Origin of the sequence: Streptomyces sp. NPDC093252 (assembly GCF_040683675.1) — a bacterium.
In the GTDB taxonomy this organism is placed as follows: Bacteria; Actinomycetota; Actinomycetes; order Streptomycetales; family Streptomycetaceae; genus Streptomyces.
The window spans coordinates 161921-180371 of sequence record NZ_JBFBEM010000002.1 but is presented as its reverse complement, the minus strand read 5'-3'; the positions used below and the strand labels follow the sequence as shown (position 1 = coordinate 180371).

The following is an 18451-nucleotide window of genomic DNA, read 5'->3' as shown; positions in this document are numbered from 1 at the left end:
GAGGCGGTATAGGCGTGATGTGGGTTGGTGTGAGGCGGTATGGGCGTGATGTGGGAGTGATGTGGGGCGGCGTGAGGGGGGAGGCTGCGTTCGATTTCGCGCGGATCCTGTGAGGGCACTGGCGGGATGCCGGATTTGTTTTGTACCGTGTGGAAACAAAGTGGCCCCGCCTGTTCTCCCTGACCGGCGGGCGGGGCCGCCTTTCTCCGTCCCCGCGCTTGGAGCTGCCGATGTCGGCCACCGTCCCCGCCCCCTCCGCCGTCCTGACCGCCCGCGCGCTGCTCCTCGACATGGACGGCACGCTGGTGAACTCCGACGCCGTGGTGGACCGGATCTGGCGCCGCTGGGCCGACCGGCAGGGGCTGGACGGCGACGAGGTGATGCGGGTCGTGCACGGCAGGCAGGGGCACGCCTCGATGGCGATGCTGCTGCCCGGCCGGCCGGTGGAGCAGAACCTCGCCGACAACGCGCGGATGCTGGCCGAGGAGACGGCGGACCTGGACGGGGTCGTGCCGGTGCCGGGGGCCGCCGACTTCATGGCCTCGCTGAACGGGCTCCCGCACGCCCTGGTGACCTCGGCGGACATGGCGCTGGCCGGGGCGCGGATGGCGGCGGCGGGGCTGGCGATGCCGGAGATCCGGGTCACGGCGGAGTCGGTCGGCGCGAGCAAGCCGGACCCCGAGGGCTTCCTCAAGGGCGCGGCCGAACTGGGCGTGGCGCCGGGCGACTGCGTGGTCTTCGAGGACTCGGACGCGGGCATCGAGGCGGGGCGCGCCGCGGGGATGCGGGTGGTGGGGGTCGGGCCGCGGGCGGGGTTGTACGGGCCGGATGTGGTGGTGGGGGATCTGACGGGGGTGCGGGTTGTGGGGGTCGGGGGTGGGTGGGTGGAGGTGCGGGTGGGGTAGCGCTGCCGCTTAGGGCACGGGAACGGCGCACGGCTCGCACTGCACGCGGGGCTTCTGGGGGGGGCACGGAACCGCGCGCGGCGGGGACGGTTGCGGTTCGCATTGCACGCGGGGGCTCTGGGGGCGCGGGGAACTGCGCACGGCGGGGACGCTGACGGTTCGCATTGCACGCGGGGCTTCTGGGGGGGGCGGGGAACTGCGCGCGGCGGGGACGGTTGCGGTTCGCATTGCACGCGGGGCCTCTGGGGGCGCGGGGAACCGCGCACGGCGGAGATACCTGCGGCTCGCACCGCGCACGGGCGAGGGCGACGCCCCGCTTCCAGGGGCGCGGGGAACCGCGCGCCCAGCCCCCACCCACCCGCACCCCCCAACGCCCCCCGGGACGGCACGGGCACACCTACGGCTCAGAAGTCTCCCGCTCCAGCATCTCCCGCGTGGCCCCGTCGTAGACCCCCCACCCCTCCTCCACCCGTACCCCCCGCGCCCACTGATACGTGGTCACGGCGTTCTCCAGATCCCGACCGAACCGGTCGTCCACCCGGCCGTTGTAGAGCCGCAGTTCGGAAAGCCGGAGCTGCAACTCGGTGACCTCGGGCCCCTGGTCCCCCCGGCGGAGCACCACCCCGCCCTCCCCCTCGCCGTCACCGTCGCCACCCCCGTCGCCCGACCGGTCGTCGTCCGGCGTCGTCGTGGCCGTAGGCGTCCCGCTGGGCGCGGCCCCCTCGGTGCCGCCCGGAGCGGACGGGGTCGCCGACGTCGTATCCGACGCCGAGGGCGACGGCGTGACGGACGGTGACGTGCTCGGCGACGCCGACAGCGACACGGACGCCGAGGGCGAGTGCGGCACCGCAGACGGCGACCCCGGCGACCCCGAGGGCCCGCTCGTCCGCACATCCGGCACGGCCTCCCGGATGTCGTCCGGCATCGCGGTGTCCCGGGAGGGCTTGTCGTACGAGAGCAGCCCGCCCGCGAACCCGGCCGCCGCGAGCACCGTCACCACGGCACCGCCCGCCGCGATCAGCAGCCCCTTGCGGCGCCGGCGCGACGGGCCGGGCGCCACCCGGTCCGGGAACGCCCCCGTGGCCGACGGCCCAGCCGCTCCCGAGCCGCCCTCGAACGCCTCCACATGCCCGGGATCCGGTCCGGGCACCGGCGTCGGCACCTCCATCGGCAGCGGCGCGGACACCGCCCGCAGGGTCATGGTCGCGTCGGGATCGGGGGCTTGGCCCCCGGCGGGAGGCGGCTGCGGTGCCGGTGCCGGTGTCGCTGCCGCTGCCGCTGCGGTGCCGTTCAGGTCGATGTACGGGCGGATGCGCAGGGGGTCGAAGTCCTCGGCTGCGGCCTGTTCCGCGGTACGGGCGTCGCGCAGGGCGTCGGAGGCGACGCGACCGCAGGCGCACGAGGGGGTGTTGTCGGGCCCGCGCCCGGCTCCGCACTCGGGACAGCGGTGGCCCTCCGGGCTGTCACCGGGCCCTTGAGAGGCGCCCGACGCCTCGGAAGCCCCGGGCACCTCCGGCCCGCCGGGTCCCTCCGGCCCTCCGGGTCCCCCTGGCCCTCCGGGTCCGCCGGGTCCCCCCGGCCTCCCGGGTCCCCCCGGTCCCTCGGACCCTCCGGGTCCCCTGGGTCCCCCCGGCCCCTCGGACTCGTCCGGCCCCCCGGGCCTCCCGGGTCCCCCAGGTCCCCCCGACCCCCCGGGTCCCCCGGTTCCCCCCGACCCCCCCGAGCCGTCGGCCGCGTCAGGCCCCTGCGGCAGCTCAGCCCCTTCCACGCCGTCCCATCCCTCCCGTCCCTCCATATCGACCACGTGTTCCCTCCCTAGCGGATGCCAGGAATTATGCAGATCTCGTGGAGACGCTTTCCGGTAAGCCCCGGGATTGAGGCCGGAATCCCACATTCCAAACGGACTCGACAGGCCATAACCCACCACACCGACCACGATGGAAGGGACACGGAAGCCCAGGAGGTCAGATGACCGACGACGCACAGCAGGCGACCGGCCCGGACGAAACCGGCACCGGGCGAACCGGTCCCGCCCCCGGCACGGACGCGACCGGCCCGGAGGGCACCGACCCGGACTCCGCCCCCGAACCTCCCGCCCCCCAACCCCCCACCCCCGAAGACCCCACCCCCAAAGCCACCGTCCTCGTCTCCATCGCCGCCCTGCTCCTCGGCATGCTGCTCGCCGCGCTCGACCAGACCATCGTCTCCACCGCGCTGCCCACCATCGTCAGCGACCTCGGCGGCCTGGACCACCTCTCCTGGGTGGTCACCGCGTATCTCCTCGCGTCCACCGCCGCCACCCCCCTGTGGGGCAAGCTCGGCGACCAGTACGGCCGCAAACGCCTCTTCCAGATCGCGATCGTGATCTTCCTGATCGGCTCGGCGCTGTGCGGACTCGCCCAGAACATGCCCATGCTGATCGGCTTCCGCGCCCTCCAGGGCCTCGGCGGCGGTGGGCTGATGGTGCTGTCGATGGCGATCGTCGGGGACCTGGTCTCACCCCGGGAACGCGGGCGCTACCAGGGCCTCTTCGGTGCCGTCTTCGGCGCCTCCAGCGTCCTCGGCCCTCTCCTCGGCGGGGTCTTCACCGAGCATCTGAGCTGGCGCTGGGTCTTCTACATCAACCTGCCCATCGGGATCGTCGCCCTGATCGTCATCGCGACCGTGCTGCATCTGCCCCGCAAACGGCAGAAGCACGTCATCGACTACCTCGGTACGTTCCTGATCGCCACCGTCGCCGTCTGCCTGGTGCTGGTCGCCTCCCTCGGCGGCACCACCTGGGCGTGGGGCTCCCCGCAGATCGTCGCCCTCGCGGTGGCCGGTGTCCTGCTCGCGGTGGTGTTCGTACGGGTCGAACGGCGGGCCGCCGAACCCGTGCTGCCGCCCAAGCTGTTCCGGATCCGGACCTTCACGCTCGCCGCCGTCATCAGCTTCGTCGTCGGGTTCGCGATGTTCGGCGCGATGACCTATCTGCCGACCTTCCTCCAGGTCGTCCAGGGGGTCACCCCGACCATGTCCGGGGTGCATCTGCTGCCGATGGTGTTCGGGCTGCTGATCGCCTCCACCGCGTCCGGGCAGATCGTCAGCCGCACCGGCCGCTGGAAGGTCTTCCCGGTCGCCGGAACCGGCATCACCGCCCTCGGCCTGCTCCTCCTCCACCAGCTCGACGAGCACAGCTCCACCGCCCTGATGAGCGTCTACTTCTTCGTCTTCGGCGTCGGCCTCGGCCTGGTGATGCAGGTCCTCGTCCTGATCGTGCAGAACGCGGTCCCCTACGAGGATCTCGGCGTCGCCACCTCCGGCGCGACCTTCTTCCGCTCGATCGGCGCCTCCTTCGGCGTCGCGGTCTTCGGCGCGATCTTCGCCGGGCGGCTCGGCGACCGGCTCGCCGACGCCTTCCGTGGCGTCCCGCTGCCGCCCGGTGTCTCGGTCGGCACCCTGGAGGGCGACCCGCGGGTCCTGTCCGAGCTGCCCGCCGCCCTGCGCCCCGCCGCCCTGAACGCCTACGCCTCGTCCATCACCGACGTGTTCCTCTACGCGGCCCCCGTCGCCCTGCTCGGCTTCGTGCTGGCCTGGTTCCTCAAGGAGGACCGGCTGCGCGGCAGCGTCACCGCCCCGGACGCCACCCAGACCCTCGCCAGCAACCCCGTCGAGCGGTCCTCGTACGACGAGGTGTGCCGTGCCCTGTCGGTGCTCGGCACCCGTGAGGGCCGCCGGGAGATCTACCAGGACATCACCGCGCGGGCCGGTTACGACCTGCTGCCCGCCGCGAGCTGGATGCTGCTGCGGATGAAGAAGTACGGCTCGGTCGAGCCCGGCCGTCTCGCCGAGCGCGGCACGGTCCCGCTGACCGTGATCCTGGAGGCCGCCCGCCAGATCGAGACCCGCCGCCTCGCCGACCGCGAGGGCCTCGATCTGCTGCTCACCCCGGAGGGAGCGGAGGCCGCCGCCCGGCTCGCCACGGCCCGCGAAGCCTCCCTCACCGACCTCCTCGGCGACTGGTGGGGCCCGGACCGCCCGACCGACCTGGTCCACCTGGTCAAGGAACTCAGCGACGAACTGTGCGGCGCGAGCAGCGAACAACCGGGCGGGGAACAGCACCCGGAACGATTCGCCTGACCGGACTCCTGACCGGAACCCCACGACCGGGCCGACGGGCTACACCTCGCCCGTCCGCTCCCGCCGCCGGCGCAGCACATCCTCCACGTCGTACGGCTTCTTCCCGAGCGGCGGGCCCGGGGGCGGGCGGAACATCATCGCGCGGATCTTGGCGTTGACGTCCTCGATGATCTTCCGGGCGCGGTATTCGGAGGGGGCCGCGAGCGCGTCGGTGAGCGCGTCCTCCGCCTCCTTGCGCAGGGCGAGCGCGGGCGGCAGCGCCGAGAGCCCCTCGCGGGCCATCTTGCGCCGGATCCACCACAGTTCGTCATAGGGCGCCTCGACCTCGCTGGGGAGGGGGCGCCCGGCGCCCGCGAGCCGCGCGAAGTCGCCGCGGGACTCCGCCCGGCGGATCTGGTGATCGGTCCAGGACTCGAAGCCGACCCCCGGTGGCTTTCGCTCGGTCATGAACCCATTGTGCCGGACGCCACCCGGCCGGGCGATTTATCATGCGGCGGCGGCAGGTCAACGGGACCGCCGTTCAAGGCTGTTTCACATGCTGTTGTCTCAGGGGGAGCGCACGTGCTCGAACTCACCATGGCCGCCGTCTCCGGCCCCGACTCGGGTGCTACGGCCGGTATGCAGATGGCCGACGCGCCGAGCGAGCCGGGGGCGGTCCTGCGCGTGGGACGCGACACGTCGGTGTGCCGGCTGGGGTCGCCCGAGGACTGGCTGTTCGTCTCCCGGGTGCATCTGGAGTTCCTGTGCGGGCCCGAGGGCGCCTGGCAGGTGACCTGGCTGCGCGGCTCGCAGGCGGAGCCGTCCTCGGAGGTCCGGCTGATCGTCGGGGAGTACGCGCAGCCCCTGGCCTACGGGGGCTCGGTGACGCTGCCGAGGGGCGGCAGCGGGGAACTGGTCATCCAGGACCGCACGGCTCCGCGCAGCGTCAACGTGGGCTTCTACCACGAGGCGTGACGTGACCGGCACGGCCCTCTTGGCTCACGGCCCCCTGGCCCATGGCCCTCCCGGCCCACGGCCCCTCGTTCACCGACTCACAGCACGCGGGCCAGCGCGAAGCCGTCGTACCCCTTGGCGCCGACCGTCTGGATCGCCGTCCCCGTCAGCCGCGGGTGCTCGGCGATCAGGTCGATCGCCGAGCGGGTGCCGCGGACGTCGTCGGCGGTGGAGTCCGCGTCGGCGACCCGGCCGCCCCGCACCACGTTGTCGAGCACGATCAGGCTGCCCGCGCGGGTGAGCCGCAGGGCCCACTCCAGATAGTGCGGGTTGTTCCCCTTGTCGGCGTCGATGAAGACCAGGTCGAACGGGGGCGGGTTCTCGTCGGCGAGCCGGGGCAGCGAGTCCAGGGCCGCGCCGACCCGGACGTCGACGAGGTCGGCGAGCCCCGCGTGGGCGAGGTTGCGCAGGGCGACCTCGGCGTGGTGCGGGCTGTACTCCAGGGTGACCAGCCGGCCGTCGGAGGGCAGGGCGCGGCCGAGCCAGATGGTGCTGTAGCCGCCCAGGGTGCCGATCTCCAGAACGGTACGGGCGCCCTGGATCTCGGCGAGGAGCTGGAGCAGCTTGCCCTGGGGCGCGGAGACGGCGATGGGCGGGAGCCCGGCCGCGCTGCTCTCCCGGGCGGTCGCGGCGAGGATCTCGTCGGTGGGGGAGAGCCGTCCGGCGAAGTACTCGTCCACGGCGTCCCAGGTGGCCTGTGCGTCGTCACTCATGCGCTGTGTCCCTCTCGTCACTCTGTGTCGATGGCTCTGCGGGTCTGCTGACTCTGCATGTCTACAGGGGATGCCCACCGGCGCGCGGACGATCTTCCCCATGACCCGGCGCGAGTCCCGGTAGGGGTCCCGGTGTGAGTCATGTCCCTTCCCGCCGGAAGGAGCGAACCCCGGCGCCAGTATCGTCATCCGGACAAAACAAGAGCGGACGTCAGGTGAATCGGGAGTAGCCTGCGTCTCTCTCCGGGGGCGGTGTGAGCCGCACAGGGCTGGTTCACAGGGGTTCCCGCGCACAGGACGCGCGGGACGGACGGGGCGGGAGGCCGACGAGGCGTGGCGAATGCGGAGCACAGCGGGCGACCGGCGGAGGCGTTCGCGGGGACGGCCGCCGCGGGGGAGGCCGGGGCCCGGCTGCGGATGGCGCGGGTCGGCCTGTGGGTGGTGGCCGCGATCCTCGCCGTACGGCAGATGGCGGTCGTGCTCGGCACCCCGCGCGGTGAGCGGCTGACCGACCTGGAGACCTGGGTCGGGCCGAACGGCGTGCTCCATGTCGAGGGCTCGCTGTACGACACCTCCCGCTTCACCGGTACGCCGTTCAGCGGCCTGGTGCTCAAACCGCTGACCCGCGCTGCCGAGCAGGCCCTCGGGTGGGGCTGGACGCTGGGTTCGCTGCTGCTGGTGGCCGGTCTTGGCCTGGTCGCGGCGCGTGCGCTGCCGCAGCCGGTGGGGCGGCGGGCGGCGCAGTTCGCGGCGCCGGTGGCGATCGTGCTGCTGATGCTGTCGCTGCCGGTGCGCAACACGCTCTGGCTCGGCCAGACCAGCATCATCCCGGTGCTGCTGGTGCTGCTCGGCTGTTTCGTGGTGCGCGGTGAGCGGGCCAGCGGGCTGCTGATAGGGCTGGCGGCGACGCTCCAGCCGGCGGTCCTGCTGTTCACGCCGCTGCTCTGGTTCACCGGCCGCAAGCAGGCGGCGGCGACCACGGGGGCCGCGTTCGCCGGGCTGACGGCGCTCGCCTGGGCGGCGATGCCGCAGGACTCGTACACCTACTGGGTGCACCACATCGCGGGCACCGGGCTGGGCGGCGCGGCGGACGACCTCGCCAACCAGTCGCTGCACGGCGCGCTGCTGCGGCTGGGGCTGAGCGGGCCGCTGGAGATCGCGCTGTTCCTGCTGCTGGGCGCGGCCGTGGCGTACTTCGGTCTGCGCCGGGCGGTGCGCTACGCGCGGGACGGGCAGTTGCTGCTGGCGGTGGCGATCACCGGCTGTACCGCCATCGCCGTATCGCCGATGACCTGGCAGCACCAGCTCCTCTGGCTGCTGCTGGCGGTGGTGGGCCGGGTGGGCAGCCGGGCGTCGGACCGCTATGTCTGGCCGGTCGCCGTGATCCTCGTCATGACCCTCCCGGCGAAGATGATGCTGCCGGACATGGCGGCGCTGTACCCGCTGCGGGACAACGTGGTGCTGCTGGCCGCGCTGGCGGCGGCGACGGTGGTCCCGTTCCTCTCCCGCACCTCCCCCCACTACCGGGCGCCGATCCCCACCCAGTACGCGAAACCGGCCCCGTCCCGCTTCTCCCGGGTCCCCCTCCTCCCCTTCCTCAGACGGGTCCTCACCCGCCCCAACCTCCTCCTGGAACTCCTCCTCATCCGGGTCACCTACGCGGCCTACCAGCAGGTCCGTCTCGCGGCGACCGGCGGCACGATCCAGGGCGGCCGGGAGCGCGCGGAGGCGCACGGCTGGCAGATCCTGGACCTGGAGCGGGCGGTCGGCCTGGACATCGAGCACACCGTGAACCACGCGGTGGTGAAACTCGACTGGCTGCGCGGCTTCTTCGACTTCTACTACACGTCCTTCCACTTCGCGGTCCCCCTGACGGTCCTGGCACTCCTCTACTGGCGCCGCCCCGTCGACTACCGCTGGGCCCGCTCCACCCTGGGCATCACCACCCTCCTCGCCCTGATCGGCTTCTGGGGCTACCCCCTGGCCCCGCCGCGCCTGATGCCGGGCCTCGGCATCATCGACACGGTCCACGGCGTCCAGGACTTCTCCCAGCCGGACTACGGCACCCTGACGTCCCTCACCAACCAGTACGCGGCGATGCCGTCCCTGCACTTCGGCTGGTCCCTGTGGTGCGGTGTGGTGATCGCGATCGTGGCGCCGAAGGTGTGGATGAAGGCGCTGGGTCTGCTCCACCCCCTCCTCACCGTCTGCGCGATCGTCGCGACCGGCAACCACTGGGTACTGGACGCGGTCGGCGGCGCGGCGGTGGTGGGCGGAGGCTTCCTGTTGGTGTGGCTGTTCCAGGGGCCCCGGGCGCGGGCGGGCGCTGCGGCGGGGGTGGCGGAGGGCGAAGGTGGCGCTGACGGTGAGGGCGACGGTGACGGCACGGGTGACGGCCGGAAGTCGGTGCGGACGGAATTGATCCGGCCGTAAACGCCTCTTTTTCGAGGCGTTCGAAGGAACCTGCGGCCTCGTCCTCTGCCTGCTCCACGTCTTTGACCTCTGTATCCCCGGCCACGGGTATGAGCGCCGTATCGCCATTGAAATGTCCGAGGGCCGGGCGTGGAGGTCGCCCGGGTGTTGGTACGGGACGGTGTCGACGAGGAGTGACTGAGGCCGGTCTGTCGCGGCTGCGTGGCCACCCCGGGTGACGGCGTCCGCCACGGAGACCCTTCAGTCGATCGACGCAGCGGCCGTCGGAGTGCTCCCGCTCTTGGCCTGGAGCACCCGCTCATACGCCAACTTCAGCGCGCTTTCGAGGCGTTCGGGTGTGGCAGTCTGTTCGGAGCCCATGACGACGATCCAGACAAGCACGTCGTCCACGCGGGCCTTGGCCTGGAGCACGGTGGCCACGCCAAGTTTCTCGCGGGTCGTGCGCAGATCGTCCGCCGGAGGGCCCTCACCCAGTCGCAGTTCGTCCCCGCTCACGGGCAGCGCGGCGTACAACTCCCGCGTGCGCTGTTCGCTGTCACCCGAGTACAGATTGAAATCGAGCTTCGCCCACTCCTCGGTGGTCCGCGGGCCGCGCGAGAAGGTGACGTAAGCGATCGCCTTCACACCCGTGCAGCGGTTGGTGAACACGCCTTCGCAAACGAAGCGGTTCGTGTGGGCCGTGGGCTCGCGCATCAGGTTCCACCCCGGCAGGGACTCCCGGTCCGGCAACGCCTGGTTCAGCTCCCGCACTCCGAGTGAGCGACCGGGAACCGCCAAGGGCGACCCCGTGGCTGTTCCGGCGCCGGGAGAGGCTGTGGCCGTGCCGGCCGCTCTGCGGGAACTGTCATCCGTCGACTGGCAGCCGGCTGTGAACAGCGCGGCGGCGCCTGCGATGGCCAGCACCCGCAGCCAGGGTGTCCCTGAACGTGTCATGTGCCTCATCCCTTCCCGAGTGGGCGTGATCATATGTCGCCTGCGCCCACCCGGCCGCTGCCGGACCGCACCCATTCTCGGTGGCGCGCGATCCGGTTCGGGGCGAGCGGTTTATTCGTGTCACGCATGAGTTTTTCGCTTCACGTAGCTTGACAGTCACCGGCTGTTGCCTATCTGATTCGTTCACCTGTGTGGATCACGTGAACGGGGGGTGGACGAGTGATGCCAAGGATGGGGCGGCCTCGGAGACTTGGGCGTCTGGCGGGCTCGACTCGACGCGGGCTCGACCCTGTACGCGGGCTCCTAGGGACGGAAGCTCCCAGGCACCACTGAAGCGGCGACATGCTCGCTGCCCGCGCCCTGCCGGGGGTGATGTGCGGTCGGCTGAGCCATCCGCTCGCCTGCCCGACACCCCCGTTCCCCGACCTGCCTTCGGCCACTCACCGGCCGAACTTCCCACTCGGAGAGCCTTCCCGTGTCCTCTCGCCTGCCTCGCCCTCAGGCCCGCCGTCGGCGCGTGACGCTGACTGTTCTGCTGGCCGCCGTACTCTCGATACCGGTGCCGCTCACCCCGCTGGCCGTGGCGGCCGAGCTGCCCGGCCGCCCCGATGTCACCGACGTCCGGCCCACTCAGGTGGAGGAGGTGACATCGCCGCGCGCGGCCAAGGCCCGGTCCGAGCGGGCGCGGCAGCAGAAGGCCAACCAGAAGGTCTTCGCGTCGGCCGATGCCGAACGCCGCAGTGACTGGCCCGAACCGTCGGTGACCGAGACCGAGCTGGCGGACCCCTTGGCGCGTGCGTCCAGCCCCGTCACCGTGCGGCCCGTGGCCGCCGATGAGTCCCGTCAGACCCGGCAGCGTGCAGCCGGCGAGGTGAAGATCACCGTCCTGGACCAGAAGACGGCCCGCCGTGCCGGTGTCACCGGCGTGCTGTTCACGGTCGAGGCCGAGCAACCCGGTGCCGCGCAGGTCACCGTCGACTACAGCTCCTTCGCCTCCGTCATCGGCGGGAACTGGGGCTCACGGGCCGGTCTGGTCACCCTGCCGGGCTGCGCGTTGACGACTCCTGGCCAGGAACGGTGCCGGGTGACCCGGGCCGAGACCTCCTCGGACAACGATGTGCGTGCCGAGACCGTCACGGCGCGCACCACCGTCGCCGCCGAGTCGGACAGTGCGCCGACCGTCATGGCGCTCATCGCCACGTCGGCGACCGCCTCACCGGCCGGGTCGGGCGACTTCAAGGCGACTCCCCTCTCCTCTTCGTCGACCTGGACCGCGGGCAACTCCTCGGGCGCGTTCACCTGGTCCTATCCGATCACCACACCTCCCGCAGTGGCTGGACCGGCACCGTCCCTGACCCTCTCCTACGACTCCGGCAGCATCGACGGCCGCACCGCGAACACCAACAACCAGGGCTCCCTGGTGGGTGAGGGCTTCGACCTCACCTCCTCGTACATCGAGCGCACCTACGGTTCATGCGAGGACGACGGACAGACCGACAAGTTCGATCTGTGCTGGAAGTACGACAACGCCTCGCTGGTGCTGAACGGCAAGGCCACCGAACTCGTCCTGGACGACACCGACAAGGTGTGGCGCCTCAAGGACGACGACGGCTCCAAGGTCGTCCGCCGCACCGGTGCGGAAAACGGCGATGAGGACGGTGAGTACTGGCAGCTCATCACCAGCGACGGCACCACATACACCTTCGGCCTGAACAAGCTCGAAGGCGCGGGCACCGAACGCACCCAGTCGGTGTGGACGGCGCCTGTCTTCGGCGACGACTCCGGTGAGCCCGGCTACGACAAAGGCAGCGAGTTCAAGAACCGCGCGGCGACCCAGGCGTGGCGCTGGAATCTCGACCTGGTGGAGGACATCCACGGCAACGCTTCCACGTACTGGTACACGGCCGAGGACAACCACTACGCCAAGAGCGGTGACAAGACCGCGCTCGCCCGCTACATCCGCGGCGGCCATCTGAAGGAGATCCTCTACGGCCAGCGTGCCACCACCCTGTTCACCGCCCCCGCGTCGAACAAGGTCACCTTCACCTACAAGGAACGCTGCACCAGCACCTGCGACTCCCTGACCGCCGACACCGCGGACAACTGGCCCGACGTCCCCTTCGACACCATCTGCTCGTCGGGCGCGACGGACTGCCAGGCCACCGGCCCGTCGTTCTTCACCCGCAAGCGGTTGTCCAGTATCGACACCTTCTTCTGGTCCCGGGTTGCCGAGCCCGACGTGTTCGCACCCGTCGACACCTACGCCCTGGGCCAGGCGTTCTGGGACGGCCAGGACATCGGCAACAGTTCCGATCAGAGTCTGACCCTCACCTCGCTGACGCGCACCGGCAAGAACGGCACGGCGCTGGCCGTGCCTCCGGTCACCTTCATCTATCAGGAGCGCCCCAACCGGGTCGATTCGACGAGCGACAACATCCTGGCCCTGACCCGGCCGCGGATCGCCTCCATCACCTCCGAGACCGGCGCGATCACCTCCGTCACCTTCTCCTCGCCGGAGTGTGTGCGAGGCAGCAACATGCCCGCGGCCGAGGACAACAACAGCCTCGCCTGCTATCCGGTCTACTGGCCCATCAACGGAGGTGACCCGGCCCTCGACTGGTTCCACAAGTACCGGGTCACCTCGGTCACCACCAATGATCCGGCGGCTGGCAACACAGGCACCCAGACCTCGTACGAGTACGCGACACCGGGCTGGCACTACAACGACGACCCGTTCACCAAGGCGAGCGAGCGCACCTGGTCCATCTGGCGCGGCTACCAGAGAGTCACCACCTACTCGGGCGATGCCGGAGCCACGAGAACCAAGACCATCCAGCTCTTCATGCAGGGAATGCACGGTGACCGGCGCAAGGACGGCAGCACCCGCACTGCGGTTGTCCAGGGCATCGACCTGAGCAACGACTCCACGACCACCACCGACGATCTCGATGTCGCCGACGTGGACGACCTGGACCGCTATGCCGGGCAACTGCGCCAGCAGATCTCCTACGACGGCGCCTCGACCGCGATCTCCACGAGCGTCCAGGACCAGTGGTCGCACCAGACCGCCAGCCAGCAGAAGTCGTACGCCTCCATCCGGGCCCACTTCGTCAGAACGGCCCGCACCTACAACCACACCTATCTGACCGTGGCGAAGAAGTGGCGGACCACCGCCCTCTCCTACACATACGACACCGCCTACGGCATGACCACCCGTGTCGAGGACCACGGCAACTGGGCCTCGACCGGCGACGAGACCTGCACGCGCACCTGGTACGCACGCAACACCGCGGAGGGACTGACCGGCCTGGTGTCCCGCAACCGCGCCGTCGCCAAGGCCTGTGCGAACACGGACGACACCCTCAGCCTGCCCGCCAGTTCTGCCACTCGTGGCGACGTCCTGTCGGACAGCGCCGTGGTCTTCGACGACCCCGCGGCGACCGGCTGGGCGCCCAACCAGGTACCCACCCTCGGTCTGCCCACCTGGACGGGCCGTGCCAAGGCGTACCCGGCCGCTTCGGGAACGGCCGACCGCAACCCCTCCGCCGCCACCGGGTGGCAGACGGTGAACACCACGACCTACGACACCGCGACGGCAGCGCTCGGCCGCCCGCTCACCGTCACGGACGCCAAGGGCCGCACCACCGCGACCACGTACTTCCCGGCCGCGGCCGGGCCGCTCACCACCGAGGTCGTCAAGGCGCCCAAGCTCGCTTCCAACAACCAGACACACCAGACGACCACCGGCTACGACCCGGCCCGTGGCACGGTCAGCTTCGCACTCGACGCCAACGTCAAACGTACCGAGCACACCTATGACGCCCTGGGCCGTATCACCGCCACCTGGCTGCCCAACCGGAGCAAGTCCGGCGGCGACAGTGCGAACGCCACGTTCGGCTACAGCATCGTGCGCGACCAGGCCCCGTGGACATCGGTATCAACACTCAAGGCTGACGGTGTCACCTACACGACGACGTACTCGCTGTACGACAGCCAGATGCGCCCCATCCAGGTACAGGCGCCCTCTCCACAGGGCGGACGCATCCTGACCGAGACGCGCTACGACAGCCGCGGTCTGGCGTACGAACGCCAGTCGGACGTCTACGACAACTTGAAGTCCCCCAGCGGTACCTACGCCCTCGTCCCCCACGGCAGCGGGGCCCAGGAGGTGACCCAGTTCGACGGTGCGGGCCGGGCCATCACGTCGACCTTCCTCGCCGACGGCGTGCAGAAGTGGCAGACCACGACCAGCTACACCGGTGACTCCGTCGCCACCAGCGCACCCACCGGCGGCAATGCCTCCCGCACCCTCATCGATCACCTGGGCCGGGAGGTGGAGAGCCGCACCTATGCCGGAACCCAGCCGAACGACACCGAGTACGGGGCAGTCACCGGCACCTCGTTCACCAAGGTTCGCCACACCTTCACCCGGGACGGCAAGCCGGACACGACCACCGGGCCGGACGACACCACGTGGTCGTACACCTACGACCTGTTCGGCCGTCAGGTGAAGGCCGTGGACCCCGACAGTGGCACGACGATCACCACCTACACCGAACTCGACCAGATGGACACCGTCAAGGACGCCGAGAACCGTCTTCTGCTCACGGCCTACGACGAGCACGGTCGCCGGACAGGGCTGTGGCACACCACGCGCACCGATGCCAACCAGCTCAGCGAGTGGACGTACGACTCGGTGATGAAGGGGCAGCCGACCGACTCGATCCGTTACGAGAACGGCAAGTCCACGACGGACGCCTACACGAGGTCGGTCACGACCTACGACGCTCTGTACCGGCCCACCAAGACCAGTCTCACCCTGTCGGCCGCGGACGCGTTGGTGACCTCGCAGCAGGTTCCGTCCACCCTGTCCTTCGAGACCACCTACCGTCTCGACGGCTCGGTCGCCAGTACCAGAGAGCCTGCCGCCGGTGGACTCGCCTCTGAACTGATCAGCGCCACCTACAACAGCGCGGGCCTGCAGGCGGGGCTCTCCGGGACCTCGGGGTATCTGCTCGGAGCCGACTACACGGCGCTGGGCCAGGTCGGCCAGCTCCAACTCGGCACCTCGACGGCCCAGGGCATCAAGCGGGTCTTCCTCACCAACACCTACGAGACGGGCACGCGTCGTCTGCGGACCGCGTCCGTCGACGACCAGACCCGAGGCGCGGTCCAGGACCTCACCTACAGCTATGACGCGGCCGGAAATGTCACCGCGATCAGTGACGGCGCCAACGTCGGCACGGGCACGGACAACCAGTGCTTCACCTACGACGCCCATCGCAGGCTGAGCGAGGCGTGGACCCCGAAGACCGCCGACTGCTCGGCCGCCGGCCGTACCGCCGCCAACCTGGGCGGACCCGCCCCCTATTGGAACAGCTACACCTACACCGCCTCAGGACAGCGCAAGACCGAACGCCGCAACACCGGCACACCGGTCACCACCACCTATTGCTACGACGCCACCCGGCCGCACGCCCTGACCGCCACCACGACCGCGGCCAGTTGCACCGGCGTCGCCCCGCAGTACACCTACGACGACACCGGCAACACCGAGAAGCGTCGCAAGCAGGCCGGCTCCGCCACCGCCCAGACGCTGGCCTGGAGCAAGGAGGGGCAGCTCTCCCGGCTGACCGACGACGCCTCGGCAACGTCCACGAACTATCTGTACGACGCCGACGGCACTCTCCTCATCCGCCGCGACAACGCACCCGGCGGTGAGACGGTGCTGTACCTCGGCGCCACCGAGGTTCATGTCAAGACCGGCAAGAAGTGGGCCAACCGCTACTACGGCGCCGCTGGTTCCGTGATCGCCCTGCGCAGCAACGAGAGCGGCACGGAGAAGCTGAGCTTCCTCGCCTCCGACCACCACGGAACGAGCAGTGTCTCCCTCACCGGCGACGCCACCCAGGCACTGAGCAAGCGCTACAGCACCCCGTTCGGCAGCCCGCGCGGCCAGGCGACCGGCGTATGGCCGGACGACAAGGCGTTCCTCGGCAAGTCGGCCGACGCGAGCACCGGCCTGACCCACGTCGAGGCCCGCGAGTACGACCCCAGCACCGGGCAGTTCATCAGCGTGGACCCACTGATGCAGCTCGATCTGCACCAGACGCTGAACGGCTACTCGTACGGGATGCAGAACCCGGCCACCTACTCCGACCCGGACGGTCGGAAGATCGGGTGCGGTGCCGGATTCGATGTGCCCTGCCCGAAGAACGACCCGAACGGCGACGGGGTGATAAACCCCGGCAAGTCGAACACCAACGTTCCGAGTACAAGCACCAAGGGCACCGTCGTCACCTGGGAGGACGAGGGGCCGAGCAACAAGGATGCGAACGGCGACGGCTATGTCACGCTGCTGCCGGGGGTTCACATTCCTGCCGAGTGGAGTGGTAATTCGGGGTTTATTCAGCACTTCTATTCACAGTTGGGAGAGGCGTATGGCGGGATAAAATTCTATGCCGAGCACGCCGAATCGGACCAATATGTCGATAATGAGGTGAACAAGGCGCTGCTCGATGCGTGCAATGCCACAAACTGTCCGTCGGAGAAGTCATTCTTCTACAACTTCTTCAGCACCAATGTCGTCGCTGGCGTCAGCATGATGGGTGTCGGCGGACGCACCGGCTTGGGCAAACTGCCCCCGGCCAAGGGCAAGGACGCCAAAAAGCCGAGTTGCGGTCAGTGTTTCCTCGCCGGTACGGACGTCCTGATGGCGGACGGCGGCATTAAGGACATCGAGGACGTTCGAGTCGGCGACGAGGTCATGGCGACGGACCCGGAGACGGGTGAGACAGGACCCCGTGAGGTCACCCGCCTGATCCGGACGGACGAGGACAAGAGATTCAACGAACTCGCCATCGCGACGGATGAGGGAATCAGCCGGCTCACCGCGACGTATGAGCATCCCTTCTGGTCCCCTTCCGAAGGGCGCTGGGTGGAGGCTCATCGGCTCGAACCGGGTATGACACTGCGGACGGACGATGCCGATACGGTGATCGTCACGGGGAACAGGGACTTCACTCAGCGGGCCGTGACCTTCAACCTCACGGTTGCGGGGGTGCACACGTACTATGTGCTGGCGGGAGAGACGCCGGTACTCGTTCATAACAACAACTGTGATGTTGCTGGCCGAGGACTTTGGCAGCTAACTAAGGAAGGCTCGACGAAACTCCTAAAGGGAGGTCCGTTCAAGACCACCTTCTATAAGAGTGCCTCGGACGGTACCTGGTGGACTCCGGATGTGACCGGCCACGGCGAATCGGCGTTCAAGGTCTATAGGGAGACCAGTAAGGGCCTCGAATGGATCTCGGATGCCGATAAATATGGCGACTACATGCCGGACAAGTGGAAGGGTGATACGGGGAAATTTATACCGAACAGCAATTTGCGGGGCGTCAAAAGATGATCGAGACTGCCGACGAGTTCGTACGGCTGCGCAACAGCTCAGATCCACAGGAATGCCGCAGGGCGGCAGTTGAGGAGGCGCCAGCGCAGGTATGGATGGAGGTCGTCGATCGATATCCGGAAGAACGAGTGGCAGTTGTCCAGAACAAGACGGTGCCGTTGGCTGTTCTGGAAATGCTGATCGACGACCCTGATACTCGCGTCCGTTTCATGGTGGTCATGAAGCGGAAACTGTCACCGCACCTTCTCGAGCACCTCGCTCTCGATGTGGACGAATCGATCAGAATGAGAGTCGCGCAGCACAGGAACACGTCGAGGGAGACATTGGAATCCCTTCGACACGACCCCTGGAGCGAAATTCGCGCGGCTGTGGACGACCGACTAGGCGGCGCCGACAGCGATCTCCTTTGAGGTGAGTCGATCGGCCTCAAGAGCCCCACCGAGTTGTGTTTCGGTGGGGCTCTTCAACGGTTTGACGGCAACGGTGACGGCAGTGTCAGCGGACGATGGCAGCGGCGGGCGGGTCGTCGGGGGTATCAGTCGGGTTGAGGGCGTTGCTGAGGGTGTCGATGGCCTGGTGCTGGAGGCGGAGCCGGACGTGGGCGTGGACGCCAGATGTTGGTCGTGGGCGGCGTGGAGGTTATCTCGAAGTGGAGATTCATGATGCTCGTGGATCTGGCACTTTCCCTTTTCCGTGCAGCCCAGTGCATCTTGTCAGGAGAGGACGCGGTTTCTGGCTTCACGGAAAGCGAAGAGGTTATCCAGTTGTGTTGCGATGGTGATCTCGTTGCCGTGACTTCGTCGAATCATTCCTGGCGAGTTGCCGTCGAGGGTGAGGAACTCGGGCGTGTTTTCTCGGAGTTCTGTCGCGACGCGTATGCGATTCTGACCTCGGAGATTCCCGGGCTGGCCGCCAATCCGGTGATTCGCCGCATGGTGCCGCAGTAG

At 69.4% G+C, this 18451-nt stretch carries 11 protein-coding genes; 7 read left to right on the top strand and 4 right to left on the bottom strand.

All coding sequences use genetic code 11. The annotated features are described in order from the left end of the window. The first annotated feature begins 230 nt into the window (after positions 1-230). A complete protein-coding gene (locus AB0O01_RS03980) occupies positions 231-905 on the top strand; it encodes an HAD-IA family hydrolase (protein WP_365310777.1) in 675 nt (224 codons plus the stop codon). A gap of 397 nt (positions 906-1302) precedes the next feature. Here AB0O01_RS03980 and AB0O01_RS03975 read toward each other — a convergent pair whose 3' ends face one another. After that, positions 1303-2415 (bottom strand): peptidoglycan-binding protein, encoded by a 1113-nt coding sequence (locus AB0O01_RS03975; protein ID WP_365310775.1) that lies wholly within the window; start codon positions 2413-2415, stop codon positions 1303-1305. Between the two features lie 662 nt (positions 2416-3077). Here AB0O01_RS03975 and AB0O01_RS03970 point away from each other — a divergent pair. Further along, a complete protein-coding gene (locus tag AB0O01_RS03970; RefSeq protein ID WP_365311227.1) occupies positions 3078-5024 on the top strand; it encodes an MDR family MFS transporter in 1947 nt (648 codons plus the stop codon). A gap of 39 nt (positions 5025-5063) precedes the next feature. Here AB0O01_RS03970 and AB0O01_RS03965 read toward each other — a convergent pair whose 3' ends face one another. Then, on the bottom strand, positions 5064-5471 hold the full coding sequence (locus tag AB0O01_RS03965; protein ID WP_365310773.1) for a DUF1992 domain-containing protein: 408 nt from the start codon (positions 5469-5471) through the stop codon (positions 5064-5066). Positions 5472-5585: 114 nt separating this feature from the next. Between AB0O01_RS03965 and AB0O01_RS03960 the strand changes: the two genes are divergently transcribed. Then, a complete protein-coding gene (locus AB0O01_RS03960) occupies positions 5586-5978 on the top strand; it encodes a hypothetical protein (protein ID WP_365310771.1) in 393 nt (130 codons plus the stop codon). Between the two features lie 77 nt (positions 5979-6055). Here the strand turns inward: AB0O01_RS03960 and AB0O01_RS03955 are convergent, their stop codons facing one another. After that, positions 6056-6730: an O-methyltransferase gene (locus AB0O01_RS03955; protein ID WP_365310769.1), complete on the bottom strand. Its 675-nt coding sequence runs from the start codon at positions 6728-6730 to the stop codon at positions 6056-6058. A 333-nt stretch (positions 6731-7063) separates the two neighbouring features. On the opposite strand from AB0O01_RS03955, the gene AB0O01_RS03950 reads away from it, so the two are divergent. Then, on the top strand, positions 7064-9163 hold the full coding sequence (locus AB0O01_RS03950; protein WP_365310767.1) for a bifunctional glycosyltransferase 87/phosphatase PAP2 family protein: 2100 nt from the start codon (positions 7064-7066) through the stop codon (positions 9161-9163). Between the two features lie 240 nt (positions 9164-9403). Here the strand turns inward: AB0O01_RS03950 and AB0O01_RS03945 are convergent, their stop codons facing one another. Beyond that, positions 9404-10066: a hypothetical protein gene (locus AB0O01_RS03945; protein ID WP_365310765.1), complete on the bottom strand. Its 663-nt coding sequence runs from the start codon at positions 10064-10066 to the stop codon at positions 9404-9406. A gap of 547 nt (positions 10067-10613) precedes the next feature. Here AB0O01_RS03945 and AB0O01_RS03940 point away from each other — a divergent pair. The 3 genes from AB0O01_RS03940 (at position 10614) to AB0O01_RS03930 (ending at position 18451) form a co-directional block, all read left to right on the top strand. Continuing rightward, entirely contained in the window at positions 10614-17504 is a 6891-nt protein-coding gene (locus tag AB0O01_RS03940) for a polymorphic toxin-type HINT domain-containing protein (RefSeq protein WP_365310763.1), read from the top strand. Beyond that, positions 17501-17914: a hypothetical protein gene (locus tag AB0O01_RS03935; RefSeq protein WP_365310762.1), complete on the top strand. Its 414-nt coding sequence runs from the start codon at positions 17501-17503 to the stop codon at positions 17912-17914. Before AB0O01_RS03940 ends, AB0O01_RS03935 begins: the two co-directional genes overlap by 4 nt. A gap of 249 nt (positions 17915-18163) precedes the next feature. Further along, complete coding sequence (locus tag AB0O01_RS03930) at positions 18164-18451, top strand: hypothetical protein (protein ID WP_365310760.1); 288 nt, start codon at positions 18164-18166, stop codon at positions 18449-18451.

What these genes read in the sequence shown, in the direction of transcription:
- AB0O01_RS03980 (WP_365310777.1), top strand. Translation starts at nt 231, where the DNA reads ATGTCGGCCACCGTCCCCGCCCCCTCCGCCGTCCTGACCGCCCGCGCG.
- AB0O01_RS03970 (WP_365311227.1), top strand. Translation starts at nt 3,078, where the DNA reads ATGCTGCTCGCCGCGCTCGACCAGACCATCGTCTCCACCGCGCTGCCC.
- AB0O01_RS03965 (WP_365310773.1), bottom strand. Translation starts at nt 5,471, where the DNA reads ATGACCGAGCGAAAGCCACCGGGGGTCGGCTTCGAGTCCTGGACCGAT.
- AB0O01_RS03955 (WP_365310769.1), bottom strand. Translation starts at nt 6,730, where the DNA reads ATGAGTGACGACGCACAGGCCACCTGGGACGCCGTGGACGAGTACTTC.
- AB0O01_RS03935 (WP_365310762.1), top strand. Translation starts at nt 17,501, where the DNA reads ATGATCGAGACTGCCGACGAGTTCGTACGGCTGCGCAACAGCTCAGAT.
- AB0O01_RS03930 (WP_365310760.1), top strand. Translation starts at nt 18,164, where the DNA reads ATGATGCTCGTGGATCTGGCACTTTCCCTTTTCCGTGCAGCCCAGTGC.